Source organism: Natronoarchaeum sp. GCM10025321 (assembly GCF_042663585.1).
Taxonomy (GTDB): Archaea; Halobacteriota; Halobacteria; order Halobacteriales; family Natronoarchaeaceae; genus Natranaeroarchaeum.
This window is the reverse complement of the sequence record NZ_JBHTAN010000006.1, coordinates 1300528-1314049: the sequence shown is the minus strand read 5'-3', so window position 1 is coordinate 1314049 and position 13522 is coordinate 1300528. Positions and strand designations below refer to the sequence as shown.

Annotated in this window: 10 protein-coding genes; 7 read left to right on the top strand and 3 right to left on the bottom strand. The window is 60.2% G+C overall.

All coding sequences use genetic code 11. The annotated features are described in order from the left end of the window. The first annotated feature begins 98 nt into the window (after window positions 1–98). The 4 genes from glmS (at window position 99) to ACFQL3_RS09390 (ending at window position 4229) form a co-directional block, all read left to right on the top strand. On the top strand, window positions 99–1940 hold the full coding sequence (gene glmS, locus ACFQL3_RS09405; protein WP_377053596.1) for a glutamine--fructose-6-phosphate transaminase (isomerizing): 1842 nt from the start codon (window positions 99–101) through the stop codon (window positions 1938–1940). A 2-nt stretch (window positions 1941–1942) separates the two neighbouring features. Then, window positions 1943–2164: a hypothetical protein gene (locus ACFQL3_RS09400; protein ID WP_377053594.1), complete on the top strand. Its 222-nt coding sequence runs from the start codon at window positions 1943–1945 to the stop codon at window positions 2162–2164. Window positions 2165–2289: 125 nt separating this feature from the next. Beyond that, window positions 2290–3072, top strand: a complete 783-nt coding sequence (locus ACFQL3_RS09395; protein ID WP_377053592.1) for a hypothetical protein — start codon at window positions 2290–2292, stop codon at window positions 3070–3072. Between the two features lie 2 nt (window positions 3073–3074). After that, complete coding sequence (locus tag ACFQL3_RS09390) at window positions 3075–4229, top strand: DUF354 domain-containing protein (protein WP_377053590.1); 1155 nt, start codon at window positions 3075–3077, stop codon at window positions 4227–4229. A 15-nt stretch (window positions 4230–4244) separates the two neighbouring features. On the opposite strand, the gene ACFQL3_RS09385 is transcribed toward ACFQL3_RS09390, so the two are convergent. The 3 genes from ACFQL3_RS09385 to ACFQL3_RS09375 all read right to left on the bottom strand — a co-directional run bounded on the left by ACFQL3_RS09385 (window position 4245) and on the right by ACFQL3_RS09375 (window position 8728). After that, window positions 4245–5807, bottom strand: a complete 1563-nt coding sequence (locus ACFQL3_RS09385; RefSeq protein WP_377053588.1) for an alkaline phosphatase family protein — start codon at window positions 5805–5807, stop codon at window positions 4245–4247. Between the two features lie 312 nt (window positions 5808–6119). Beyond that, window positions 6120–7124, bottom strand: coding sequence for a GNAT family N-acetyltransferase (locus ACFQL3_RS09380; RefSeq protein WP_377053586.1), 1005 nt, complete (start codon window positions 7122–7124; stop codon window positions 6120–6122). Beyond that, complete coding sequence (locus ACFQL3_RS09375; protein WP_377053584.1) at window positions 7121–8728, bottom strand: alkaline phosphatase family protein; 1608 nt, start codon at window positions 8726–8728, stop codon at window positions 7121–7123. The genes ACFQL3_RS09380 and ACFQL3_RS09375 overlap by 4 nt, the downstream gene beginning before the upstream one ends. Window positions 8729–9343: 615 nt before the next feature. On the opposite strand from ACFQL3_RS09375, the gene ACFQL3_RS09370 reads away from it, so the two are divergent. The 3 genes from ACFQL3_RS09370 to ACFQL3_RS09360 all read left to right on the top strand — a co-directional run bounded on the left by ACFQL3_RS09370 (window position 9344) and on the right by ACFQL3_RS09360 (window position 13386). Beyond that, entirely contained in the window at window positions 9344–10822 is a 1479-nt protein-coding gene (locus ACFQL3_RS09370) for a flippase (protein WP_377053582.1), read from the top strand. A 415-nt stretch (window positions 10823–11237) separates the two neighbouring features. Then, window positions 11238–13085, top strand: a complete 1848-nt coding sequence (locus tag ACFQL3_RS09365) for a hypothetical protein (RefSeq protein ID WP_377053580.1) — start codon at window positions 11238–11240, stop codon at window positions 13083–13085. Window positions 13086–13176: 91 nt separating this feature from the next. After that, window positions 13177–13386 (top strand): hypothetical protein, encoded by a 210-nt coding sequence (locus ACFQL3_RS09360; protein ID WP_377053578.1) that lies wholly within the window; start codon window positions 13177–13179, stop codon window positions 13384–13386. Window positions 13387–13522 lie beyond the last annotated feature (136 nt).

The window sequence follows — 13522 nt, the reverse complement described above, 5'->3', positions numbered from 1 at the left end:
AGACCCGTCGTATCGCCATGCCAATCACTCTCAGGTCCGTACAGGGCCTGGGTCAGCGTCGAGGGATTCCCCGCTCACGGGAAGAGGGCGGTGATAGCATGTGCGGAATCACTGCACGCGTCGGACAGGGCGACGCTCTCGACGAACTACTAACCGGACTCTCGAACCTCGAGTACCGCGGCTACGACTCGGCAGGGATCGCACTGAAAAACGGCGACGGTCTCTGCGTTCACAAACGAGAGGGAAAGATCGACCAGCTCGAATCCCGCGCTCGCGAGGTTAGCCCGGCCGGAGAGATCGGCATCGGTCATACGCGATGGAGCACACATGGGCCGCCGACTGACACGAACGCCCATCCCCACACGGACTGTACCGATTCCATTGCGGTTGTCCACAATGGGATCATCGAGAACTACGACGAACTCAAATCGGGGCTCGAAGACCGGGGGCACCACTTCGAAAGCGAAACCGATACCGAAGTGATCCCGCATCTGCTCGAAGAACACCTCGACGAGGGGCATTCGATAGAAGCAGCCTTCCGTCGTGTCGCAACGCAACTCGATGGTAGCTATGCAATCGCCGCGATGGCGGCCGACTCCGACGCCGTCTACGCGACCCGTCGCGGGTCGCCGCTCGTGCTCGGTCTCGACGACGGCTGTCACTATCTCGCCAGCGACGTCCCTGCGTTTCTGGAGTTCACCGATCAGGTGGTCTACCTCGAGGACGGTGATATCGTGACGCTCACCCAGGACGGCTACGAGATCACCGACACCGAGAACCATCCCATCTCCCGCGACGTGCGGACGATCGACTGGACGCCAGAGGACGCCGAAAAGGGGCGGTACGACCACTTCATGCGCAAGGAGATCAGTGAACAACCCACCTCGCTCGCTCAGACGATCGAAGGGCGGATCAACCTGTCGGACTCCGAGAATAACGAGTCGTCGACGCCGGCTATCAAGTTAGAGGAGTTCCCACCGGGAGCGTTCGCCGACATCTCTTCTATACAGTTCGTCGCTTGTGGCACAAGTTACCATGCAGCACTGTACGGGCAGGCGATGCTGGCCCGCCGCGGCATTAGCTCACAGACGTTCCGGGCTGGTGAGTACGCGATGCTCCCGGCACCGGTCGACGAGGATACGCTCGTCATCGGCGTCACACAGAGCGGCGAGACTGCCGATACGCTCGAATCGCTCCGCCGGGCGATGGAGGGGGGTGCTCGCACCCTCGCGCTGACGAACGTCGTCGGTTCGACGGCGGCCCGCGAGTGCGACGAAGCACTGTTCATCCGTGCGGGCCCCGAAATCGGCGTCGCGGCAACCAAGACGTTCTCCTCGCAGGTCGTCTCGCTGGGTCTCCTAGCTGAGCGGATCTGCGATGACGTTACCGGCCAGCGGTCGGACCAGGCCGATAGTCTGTTGACTGCACTGGCCGACCTGCCGGAGATGGTCAACCGTGTCCTCGACGAGACGAACGCGAAAGACGTTATCAACGCGTACCGGGGGATGGACTCGTACTTTTTCATCGGCCGCGGCATCGCTCATCCCGTCGCGATGGAGGGCGCACTCAAGTTCAAAGAGATCACCTACGAACACGCCGAGGGCTTTGCCGCCGGACAGCTCAAACACGGCCCCCTGGCACTCGTGACGCCGCAAACGCCGGTCTTTGCCGTCTTCACGGGGCGCTACACCGACAAGATGCTCAGCAACGTCGAAGAGGTGCAGGCACGCGGCGCACCGGTAATCGGTATCGTTAGCGAGGAGCACCAGCGGGTGATCAACACCGTCGACGAGGCCATCACCATTCCGGAGAACCATCCGGATATCGCCGGACTGCTCGCGAACGTTCAGTTGCAACTCGTTGCCTACCACGTCGCGAACTCCCTGGATAGAGCGATTGATAAACCCCGCAACCTCGCCAAAAGCGTCACGGTGGAGTAGCCATGTCGAGCATCGATCCCGACGGCGTTCATGTCAGTTGGCACCGCAACGGCGAGGACGATCAGGTACTGATCGGTCTCGATGGGGACGACGTCAGGCTTGCGGTCGCGTTCCCCCCGGACGTCTCACAGCGCGAACTTCGTGAAGTGATCGACGCCCGTGATCGGGAGCTGAAACACTACTTCGAGGCGCTGGCCAGGTGTCGCTCACCGGCCAAGTCATAAACGACTCCCCTCGAAGAGTCGGGTGAGGCGACGTATATCGGTCCATAACAGACACTTACCGTTTTCGACAGCGGGCATAGGCGAGTCGTTACTATACTCGGGTAGGGTGACGTTCCATCCACGTTATGGCCAGCGATTTCACCTTCGAGATCTACGCCGACCTCATTGATGCGGGTCTGGAGGCGGGCTATGAGTTTCTCACTGTCAGGGAGTATCTCGCGAGCGAGACGCTCCCAGAGCGGTTCGTGATCCTTCGTCATGACGTCGACCGCAAGCCAGAGAACGCACTGGCGATGGCTCGACTAGAGGACGAACACGGCGTCGCGAGCACCTACTACTTCAGAACGATCGAGAAGACGTTCAGACCTGAGATCATCCGGACGATAGAGCGGCTTGGTCACGAGGTCGGCTACCGCTACGAGGACATGGATCGGACCGAGGGCGCTGTCGAGGCGGCACACGACCCGTTTGTTACGGAACTGGCGCGCCTTCGCAAGCACGCCACGGTCGACACCGTCTGTATGCACGGGAATCCGCTGACAGATACCGATAATCGGGACATGTGGGAGGATTGGTCCATGGACAACAAGTTCGCCACGGACGACCTGCTCGGAGAGGCATACCGCTCGATAGACTCCGAGGCCGTCACTTACTTTTGGGATACCGGACGCACCTGGCGAGACGGCGCATTGAAGATCAAAGACCACACGATGGATGGGAGAGACAAACAGATACAGGTCGACGCGACCGAGGAACTGATCGCTCGCTTGCGCTCCCGCCGCCTCCCACGGCTCTACCTGCTCTCGCATCCGAACCGGTGGGCGAGAAGCCGACGGGAACTCGTCGTCGAATCGGCAAAAGACTACGCGGCCAACGTCGCCAAACGGGGGCTCGATGCGGTCGCATGACGATGTTCGGACAATCTTCCGACGACCAACTTTCCGATCTGGAGACGCTCGATAGCGACGCTCTGAAGACGCAGTCGGACGGCGGGACGCTCGATGTCGTCGTGACCATCCAGCATCCCGCTCACGTCCATTTCTTCCGGAACGCCATCAGGGAACTGGAAGCCCGCGGCCACGACGTGCACGTCTTCGCCCGCGAGAAAGACGTCGCGCTCGAACTGCTCGACGCGTACGGAATCGAGCACGAAGTGCTCGCTGGCGCGGCCGGTGGACTGGTCGGGAAGGCGATGGTTCAACTGACCTACGAGTGGCGTCTATTCAGGCGCTCCCGCAGGATCGATCCGGACGTCATGGTCGCAATCGGCGAACCGGGAGTCGTCCACGTCGCCGCGATGCTGGGTAGTCGAAGCGTCGTGTTCACCGATACGGAGCACGTGACCTATCAAAAGCGATTCGTCTATCCGATGGCTGATCAGGTCTGTAGCCCGGAGTATTACCGGGATCACGTCGGTGACAACCATATCAAGTATCCCGGCTATCACGAACTGGCGTATCTGCATCCGGACCGCTTCACTCCTGATCCCGGTGTCCTCGACGGTATGGGACTCTCCCCTGACGACCAAATCGTCCTGTTACGGCTGGTTTCCTGGGAAGCCACCCACGACATCGGCAACTCCGGTCTCGATGACGCCACCGACGTGGTCGACCGTCTAGAAGCCACGGGTGCGACTGTCGTTATCAGCGCCGAAGGGGAGTTGCCGCCCGAGTTACGCTCCCACGAGTTCGCCGCACCGCCCGAACGGATCCATGACTTGATCTACCATGCCGACCTCTTCGTCGGCGAGAGCGCGACGATGGCGACCGAAAGCGCCGTTCTCGGCACCCCGGCGATACTCGTCACGACGATCAGCGGGATGGGTAACATCCGCGAACTTCAGGAGGAGTACGAACTCGTCTTCAGTTACTCGGATGATGACCGACACGCCGCGGCTATAGAGCGCGCGGTCGAGATTCTGGAGGACGACGACGCCGACTGGGAGGAACGCCGCCAGCAGTTGCTCTCCGACAAAATCGACACGACGACGTTTCTGACGACACTCATTGAGGACGGTCAGGTGGGCCAGGCCGTTTTCCAGGATCCTCCGCCAATCGACATGTAGGCGGCCCCGTCGTCGCTATTCGATATATCCCAGCCCGCGTAGTCTGTCTTCGACCTCCCCGAAATCGTCATCTTCGCTGGTCGCCCTTTCGCCCTGTCGGTGTTGGATATTCTGGCGTCGAGGAGCAGTGTCGAGCGTCAGTGCAGTTTCTAGCACTTCCCCATCCATCTGCTTCGGTATCGTCTCACCCATGCTGTGCAGTACCGTCGGGGCGACATCGTACACCGTCGCATCGGTTACCTCCGTGGCTTCGACGGATGGTCCAAGCGCGAAGAATATTCCCTCGGGGTCGTGCGTCGCTTCCATCGACCCAGTATCGGTAACGACGTCCTCGCTCAGCGCAGACCGCACCAGGTACCCCTCGCGCCCCTCGACGACGAAATCGGGAGAGTGGTCGTCGTTCGGGAACAGTTCGTCGCCGTCGATGAGTTCGAAGATCCGGTCTCCGGTTTCCGGGTCGGTCGTGTCTTCGAAAATGCCCTGCAGAGTGCGCTTGACGTCGTCGACGTCCTCGGGTGGGACTGTCCCACAGTCGAACTGATCCGTCCTGTTCACATACAGATTGCTGGTCCCGTGGAAAAAGGCCGTCGTGTTGTCGAAATCGACGTCGTAGAGCGGATGATCACCCGGAATCTGTCTGGCAACCGTATCCGTAAGTTGCTGGGGAAGGATGTCGACTAGCTGCGACTCGCTGACTGGCAGTCTAGTGAGCAGGGACTCGACGGCATCTTTCGTGATCCCGAGTCGTTCCAGCACGCCCCGCTTGCTGTTCCCTTGCTCACGGACAAGCAATCCGTTCTGCTCCAGAACATGGTTCGGGTACCCGGCTTTCGATATCGGGCCGAACCCGTGATCCGAGACGACGAAGAGGTTCGCTCCGCGCTCTTCGGTGTAGTCGATCACCTCGCCGAGGATATCGTCCAGATATCGGTAGTGCTCGAGCAATACCGTCTCGTCCCAGTTGAGATGTTGCAGGCGATCCGGTGCCGTAAACACAAAAAAGAACAACCGCCAGTCGTCGGTATCCATCAGCATCCGCAATAACGCGCGTCGGTTCTCGACGCTCGCCTGGAGATCCGCACCCAGTTGGTCGGGGGCATCGGCGTACTCGACCCACCGGAGACCGATCTCGTAGTCCGGAATCGAGCGTTCGATCTCGGCTTTCAATTCGGGGGGATGGGTGAAATCCTCGTTCAGTGACGGCGTCATCATCCCGGTCACCATCTTCCCATCTATCTCGCTGGCAGGGTACGTCATCGGGACGTTGCCGACGACGGCCGGTGAGAGGTGCTCCCAGAGCGCCGTGCCCTCCCGGTCGCTGCTCGTGTTCATCCGGTGTGTGTAGTTGCTATACAGTTTCTGGAAATCGTAGATCCCGTGTGTATCCGCTCGGACACCGGTCGAAATCGAGGGCCAGGCCAGGGCCGTCTCTGCCGGGGTGGTGCTCCTGAGTGGCCCCGAAGCCCCCTCCTCGAACAGTCTCGCGAAGTTCTCCAGTTTCCCCTCGCCAGCCCACCGTTCGACGAGATTCCAGGGTAGTCCGTCGAACCCGAGGATAAACGCTCTGTCAGGATGCATGATTCGGATATATGCAACTGCCGCTTTTCGAGGCTTTGTTATAGCTATCTTACGGGATTTCAAAGGCGGTATCGAACGTCCGGCAGGGAGAGTGAGTTCTCATGTGCTTACTCTGCACGACCGGTAACGCCACTGGTCGAGTACTGCTGTGGGAGGAGTTCGTCGACCCTACCGCCGTCGACGGTCCTGCTCTGACCTGGTCCCAAGGATCTCTCTTCCGGGTCTCACCTCGGAGTAAGACGGTGCTACTCCGAACAGTCTCATCGTTCCGCACGGACATCCGGGGGTTGCGCTGTATGGGCCTTGAGGCTGTTACCGGATCTGTTTGTACAGGCCCGAGAGCAACCCCATCCCCGGCAAACTGTGCTGGATACTGTAGTAGAGTTTCAGTTCGGGAGCGAACTTCGCCTTGTAGCCACAGAGGCGCTGATTGTTCGCTCCCACGAGGTCGTACTGCCCGGTCCCGCGGTCCATCGCGTCGGTCATGATGTGCCAGTCCAGCAGGTCGTTGATCGGAACGTCGGTTTCCGGTTTCGCGCCGCCCTGCCACCGGTATATCGTGCCGCTGTCCTCGAGCGTCACGACGCCGCCGCCGAACGCCCCGTCGACCGTACAGACGTACGGGCGAACGGTCTCTTCGCCGAGGCGCCCGTAGAGTGCAGTAACCGTCTCCGGCGTCAGATTGTAGCTTTCGCCCTGTCTCTCGTGTCGCTCCGTCACCTGCGTAATGATCCGCTTGATCGACCGCCGGCCACCCACCTTGATCTCGACGTCAGCGTCGGTACTGCCCCTCACGTTCCGTCGGGCATCACTACTAAACGACTGTATGAGTTCGTCCCGATCACTATCGAGGTCGACGACGTAGGTGTAGGCCGGAGTCACCTTGAACTCGTTCCAGCCAAACGGGCGGGGGTCGTCGTACCACGGGCCGGAGCGTACCTGTACGAATCGCGGGTTACACTCCGCTTCGAGGCGGTCGATACACCCTTCCACGAACCTGTCGTGCCGCCGCTCGGCCTTGCGTTGCTTGAGTTTCTCGAAGTTGAGGAGCGCCGGCCCGAGATAGCTGATCTTCAGGTCGGGGGGTGGGGAGAACGCCGCAGCGACTGGCCCTTTGGACAGAACGAAAACGGGCAACAGTCCGACTGGTTCCTGACCCTTGTAACCGACCATCGGGTACAGTTCCGTTCCCGAGGCGTCGGCGAGCACTTCGAGCGCCTCGTAGCGGTGAAACGGCGTGGACTGTGGTGACTGATCGACGTGTCTGTTCCAGCGCTCCCGGTCGTCCCCGTCGTACAGTTCGATTTCGACACTCATTCGAGGTACCCCAGGTCAGCGAGTTGCTGTTCGACCTGTGCGTCGTCGGTACGGGTCGTCTCGTCGCGTTCGTACTCCGGATACGATTCGCGCCCTGCTGGCTCGATACAGGGCATCGTGGTGCCGTCCATGCGCTCGCTCGCCGCCACACCCATCGTCGCCAGCACCGTCGGCGCGACGTCGAACAGATGCGCTGTCGCCGTCCCGGGCGTTTCTATCGCCGCCCCGGATACCGCGAAGGTCCCGTCTATCTTGTGGTTCCAGGGTTCCTGTGGCGATCCGAACCGCTCGCCGCGGAGCGAGGCCGTCAGGAAATGATCGAACGACGACGGAATGGTGATGACGTCCGGAGCGTTCTCGACGTGGTCGCCGTGAAACAACTCTTCGCGCGGCGCGACGGTTTCGAACACCGGTTCCCCGTCCGGCGTCTCGACGCCTCGGAGCGACTCGATGAGCCGCGTCCGGACGGTATCGTACTCGCTGGGGTCCACGACGCCCGACGGTTCGCGCCCCTGTAGATTGATCCGGACGCCGAGTTCGATCCGGGCACGCATATACGCCGTCGAGGCCTCGAAATCGACACTCTCGGAGGCGGCCCTGGCGACGTCCCCGGGAACGCGCGCTGCGACGGCCTCTTTCAGGCCGATCCGGTCGAGCGCGGTGGCCATCCGCTGGCTGGTGATGCCGACTTTGGCCGCCGCCGACAGCAGTCGCTCGACGGCTGTTTGCTCCTCGCTCGCCCCCGGATTGCCCTCTCGGAGTTCGTTCTGCGCGATTGAAGACCACGAGGGCATCCCGCTCTCACCGGCGATACGTTCGACGAACCCCTCGTCGTTCAGGAACTCGTTGACCCGGAACTCGTAGCCCTCGTACTCGCCGATGCCGTGGTCGCTGACTACGACGACGGTGTCCGGATCGTACTCTTCGAGTATCGCGGCGACTTGCTCGTCGACGGTCTCGTAGATCCGCTCGATCACGTCCCAGCGATCCGGATACTCGTGGAACACGGTGTCCGTCTGCTGGAACTGCAGGAAGCCGAAATCCGGCTCGAACCGGTCCGCGAGGTACCGAAACGCCTCGCCGCGGCTTCGCGTTAGCGCACAGTACTCCTCGATCTTCTCCTCGTCAGGGGTATCACCGGCAGGATGGCTTCCGTAGATCCGGTACTCACCGAGTTCGTCCCGAATGTCGTCAAGCACTCCCTCCGGCTGGCAGGGTGGCCCCTCCGGCGCGGTGTAGCCCGGAACAATCGCCCCGTCGATATCGTCCGGCGGAGATGTCACGGGGACGTTGACGACGACGCTCGAAAACTCGTTGCGGTCGAGGAGTTCCCAGATTGCGAACTCGTCTACGTCGGTCCGGTTGATGACGTCCCAGTCGTAGCCGTCGAACGTCAGGAAGCTAAAGACGCCGTGCTTCCCGGGGTTGACGCCGGTGTAGACTGAGGGCCATGCGCTCGGCGTCCACGGGGGGATCTGCGATTCGAGCTCGCCCGAGACACCGTCCTCGAAGAGAGCCTCGAGCGTGGGAGTCGCTCCTGCCTCGAACAGCGGGTCGAGTACCCGCGCACAGGCTGCATCGATACCAACAAGCAGTGTCTGCATGTACCTCAATGAGTAGATAGTGCAACTCTTTGTTATGGATCTCTTTCCCGAAACGATACGGATATGCGACTATTGTTCTGCAGAGGCTACGAATGGACCGCTCTGCCGATCGGTTCGGCCGTCGACGAACCGGTTCCTGTCGGCACCCTGTTTGGTTTGGTGATCCATGCCCAGCGCGACAGGGTATCGGCTCGGTAGGTCGATCTTTCCCGCCACTCTGTGGGCCCCACTGTCCCCTGATTCCTGCGACTGCGCCGGATCCGGGTGCCGTGCGGATCCGCCGCAGTTCTGTTCTACACACGATAGTAGGAGCGTATTACCAGGTGAAGCGGTCCCGCTACACGCCAGTTGAGAGACCCCTCGTTCAGGAGTTATCAGCAAACTGTTTTGGCCTCTCCGTGATCATTCTACCTGGGAGAGTACAACCCTGACCGGCATACCTGTGTATCGGGACCCGACTCGACGCGCGGGCGAAACTGCAGTTCCACATCCGTTCGATCAACTGTGGTAACGGAGGTATAACAAAGCCGCTATGCCGCACCCGTTTGATAGAGTGCAATCACGAGACAGCCTGTTGCTCCCGGTTCGGTCCGACAGTAGCCTTCCATCCTCCTTATGTCACTATCACAACGTATTTCCCGCGGACTGAAAGCTACGCTGCTCTCGCGCATTATCAAGGCGGGTGCCAACGCGGCGATGATCATCGTGCTCGCCCGGTACCTGCTCGGTCGAGACGAGTATGGCCTCCTGTACTTCGCCCTCTCGGTCATCGGCGTCATTACGATATTCGCTACGCTCGGACTCCCAAAATCGACGGCCCGGTACGTTAACGAGTATCTCGAGGAGGACCCCTCGCAAATCCCGCTGATACTCCGCCGCTCGCTCGTGTATATCGTCACGCTCGCGGTTCTGGTCGGGATCGGACTGATCGTTTCGAGAGAGTGGCTCGCGAACTTCCTGGACGAACCGAGATTGGCACCGTTCCTGCTCGTCGGCGTCGCATACCTCTTCTTTCGAGCGATCTACCAGTACTGTATACTCGTTTTTCAGGGGTTCAACCGCGTCGACTGGAGTGCTATGATGGGGATCATCGAGAACGTCACTCGCCTCGTGTTCGCCGTCGGGCTAGTCCTGCTCGGGTACGAGGCACTGGGCGCGTTCGGCGGTTACGTTCTGGGATACATTGCCGCGGTGACGGTCGGACTCGTCGGGCTCTACGTCTACTTCTACCGCAGTTTCGATCCGGCAGTGGAGTTCGAAGACGGGCTTTCACGTCGGATTCTGGAATACAGCGTTCCGCTGACGGCGACCCGCGGAGCGAACGTTCTCGACAAGCGCGTCGACACTGTTCTCGTCGGCGTAATCCTGGGCTCTACGGCAGTGAGTTTCTATACGATAGCGAGGCAGGTCGCCAATTTCGCCTCCGTACCGGTACGCTCGCTGGGCTTTACCATCTCTCCCGCACTGGGCGAGCAAAAGTCCGCCAACGAAACGGAGAGAGCGGCACGGCTCTACGAGGAATCGTTCAAACACGTCTCACTCCTGTATATTCCCGGGGCGGTCGGGCTTGTACTGGTCGCCGAACCGCTGATTCGTCACGTCCTCGGGACGGAGTATCTCGGGGCTGTCCCCGTCTTACAGATACTCAGTATATTCATCCTCGTCAACGCGGTCAACCTGATCACGACCGATAGCCTCGATTATCTCGGCCGGGCGAGAATTCGTGCGATCGCGAAGGGCCTCACAGCTATCGCGAACTTCTTTTTGAATCTCCTGTTGCTCCCGTTGCTGGGCGTCGCCGGGGCAGCGGCCGCGACGGTTATTACGTTTACTGCGTACACTGCCACGAACGTACTGGTGATCCACCGGGAACTCGATCTCCAACTCGTAAAAATGGTGCGCGACGCTGTCATCGTCTCCGGTATCTCCCTCGCCATGGGTCTTGTCGTGTTTCTCACGCTTCCTCACGTCTCGGGACTGCTCACCCTCGCCGGTGTCATCGCTGCTGGGGTCCTGATCTGGGCAGTGCTCTCGGTCGCCATCGGACTGATCGACGTTCACGAAGCGATAGCGTTCCTCGCCGAACGGAACTGATGGGAGTAGCCGTATGATTGCGTTCGTTCACTACGAGACCGATCACAACCCGCTTACTCCGCTATTTCCCCTCTTAATGTAGTCTTTACAGCCCTACGAGGCCAGTTCTTTGCGAGTGAATCCACTCCGACGGCAGTACGAATCTTCGGGACGTTCTGACTCCCGCGCTAGAGGCCCTTCACCGGCAGTAAGAACATCATATCACGAGTAAGCTGTATCACACAGACAGTAATCCGCTTCATTTGCGGGTCGGATGGAGGCGGGCGTGAGTAAGTCCTTATTACCCAGTTACGATTGTAACCTGCAAGTATATATTAGTAAGTAATATGTTTATATATGTATTTTTTCTCAACCGTAGAGTATTGTACTCAAATCCGTCAAAAGGGTTATTAAAGTAGGATGTTCCTACGGGAGTATGGGAGATTATAACCGAGGTGCGGACGACGGTAGAAGCGGATCATCGCTACCGAGACGGTCGTATCTGAAAACTATTGGCGGCGCAACTGCGGCGGTGGGGGTTGGGAGTCTATTTAGTGGCTCTGCCGCTGCGAGCACTGTCCACCTCGGTGAAGAGGGAATGGAAGAGGGCGACGACGCGGGCGAATGGCTGTCAGACTACATCGACGACGGGATGGAGATAATCATCCCTGCGGGGACATACGACTACTCGACGAGAGCTTTCAGCCGTGGGCACGGTTCGGGCTACGCCGACCTCGTGGTTCGTGGCGAAGGGGACTTTGGCGACGTGGTGTTCGACCACGGCGACGATTACACGTTCTCGGAAGTAATCGCCGCTAACGGCGGCGATGTGCTGGTCGACAACATCATGTGGCGAGGCGTCGCTGGAGGTAACGGCAACATCACCGCGCGGGCCCACAGCGGTGACGAGGTGACGATCAGACGCGTTGCTCGGCCCGACGGTAGCAACGAGGAGGGCGAAGGAGTGTTCGTACGCCCCGAACACGCGGGCGTTGCGAACTTCGAACACTGCTGGCTGGAAGGGTTCACCGATAACGGCCTCTATGGGAGCGCGCCCGGTGGCTCCTTCGGGAACGACGGCGAGGTCAACGTGTTCGGCGGCCTCTACAAGAACAACAACATCGCGAACGTCCGGGTCGGGGGCACGAACTCGACGGTCGAGGGCGCCACCGTCGTTCTGGACGATCAGCGAAACGATCTCTGGGACTCAAGCGGTATCAATATGCGTGGCATCTGGGTCCGCGAGGGGACGTCAGGAAACGGTCAGAACATCACGATCCGAGATTGTGACGTCTACAACGAACTGTCGTATGCACCGATCGAAATCCACCCCCGGGATAACGGCGGAAGCGGCGTGGTCGAGAACACTCGCATCTACAACGAAGGCGGTAGCCCCGCAATCGGATATCGTGGCGGCTCCTGGTCGGGCAGCGACAACCACGCGACCGGACCCGGGAACCAGCGCATCGAGCCCGGCTCGAACAACTGCGAGGGATCGAGTTGTGACATGGCCTCGAAGACCCCCCGAGCACCGGTCGGCGACCGTGACGCGGCCGAATCCGGGGACGAGCAGACGGAGGAAACCCCGGATACAGATCCGCATCTAGTAACGTTCATCACGACCGAGGACGCGCCCTCCTCGGCGTATCGGATAGTCGCTGATGGCCCGATCGAACCGCTGGGCGAATCGCCCTATCAGAGTCCGAGCGGCAATGGCGTCCGGGCGACGAGTAACTTCGAGATCAATCGCGATGGAGAGCAGTACGTCGCAGAGGGCAGCTCCGGTAACGGCTACGGTGACGCCTTCGAGGTGTTCGGGCAGGTAACCGAAGCCGAGGTCTTCTCGGAAGACATGGTAATCGAACTGGACGGGGACCGGGTCGACGCCAACGAACTCGTCGAGCGGACGCAGGCCGAGGAAGAGGACGATAGCACCTCTGACGAGGATACGACCGATAATGACACGGACAACGATCAGTACACCTCGGACGGGGACGACCCTGACACCGACGACGAGGAGATATCGAACGTCATCGTCATCGATGGCTCCGAAAACGACACCGTGAGCCAGTACGTGCTCACCGTCTCGGGCGAACTCGAACGGAGCGAGGATTACACCTCCATCGCTAACAAGGGGATGGCGTGGGATGCGCTTCCATCGAACGTCTCGGAGGACAAAGCTATCGGCGTCATCGGGCAAGGTGTAGATGGGTATCGCTACTCTGGCAACGTTGTCAGTGTCGAGGTCCGGGGCGACGCAACGCTTCATATCGATCGGCGGTAAGATTCATGCGCTATAGAACCACTCCGTGTCGGACAATGCCGATACAGTTTCCGAAAGAGCGTCGATCAGGCCCTCCGGGGGCGAGTTAGCAATGGTATCGAACGAGTGGGAGACCGTCCCGATGGATCCGGACCCGGAGGCCGACCTGGGCTACGATCCGCTGGAATGGGACGTCGTATCCACCGACACCGCAGGTCGCGAGCAACTCCTGTTCCTCCCCGCTGACGAGGACGCCCTCCGGTCGGACGCGTTCATCGTCGCCGACGAGTCGGACGTCGTCGACGTCATCCAGAACCGCTAACGGTTCCGTGTCCCGGCCCGCAGTCAGGTATAACTGTCCTACTTCTCGAAATACGAGTATAACAAAGAGAATCACACGTTACCTACCGATAACGCCTCGGCGGGCGTGTGACCGCGAATGGATTCACTCAGTACTC

Excerpts from the sequence above, each read along its gene's own strand:
- ACFQL3_RS09390 (WP_377053590.1), top strand. The coding sequence starts at position 3,075 with ATGTTCGGACAATCTTCCGACGACCAACTTTCCGATCTGGAGACGCTC.
- ACFQL3_RS09395 (WP_377053592.1), top strand. The coding sequence starts at position 2,290 with ATGGCCAGCGATTTCACCTTCGAGATCTACGCCGACCTCATTGATGCG.
- ACFQL3_RS09380 (WP_377053586.1), bottom strand. The coding sequence starts at position 7,124 with ATGAGTGTCGAAATCGAACTGTACGACGGGGACGACCGGGAGCGCTGG.
- ACFQL3_RS09400 (WP_377053594.1), top strand. The coding sequence starts at position 1,943 with ATGTCGAGCATCGATCCCGACGGCGTTCATGTCAGTTGGCACCGCAAC.
- ACFQL3_RS09375 (WP_377053584.1), bottom strand. The coding sequence starts at position 8,728 with ATGCAGACACTGCTTGTTGGTATCGATGCAGCCTGTGCGCGGGTACTC.
- ACFQL3_RS09385 (WP_377053588.1), bottom strand. The coding sequence starts at position 5,807 with ATGCATCCTGACAGAGCGTTTATCCTCGGGTTCGACGGACTACCCTGG.
- ACFQL3_RS09360 (WP_377053578.1), top strand. The coding sequence starts at position 13,177 with ATGGTATCGAACGAGTGGGAGACCGTCCCGATGGATCCGGACCCGGAG.
- glmS (WP_377053596.1), top strand. The coding sequence starts at position 99 with ATGTGCGGAATCACTGCACGCGTCGGACAGGGCGACGCTCTCGACGAA.
- ACFQL3_RS09365 (WP_377053580.1), top strand. The coding sequence starts at position 11,238 with ATGGGAGATTATAACCGAGGTGCGGACGACGGTAGAAGCGGATCATCG.
- ACFQL3_RS09370 (WP_377053582.1), top strand. The coding sequence starts at position 9,344 with ATGTCACTATCACAACGTATTTCCCGCGGACTGAAAGCTACGCTGCTC.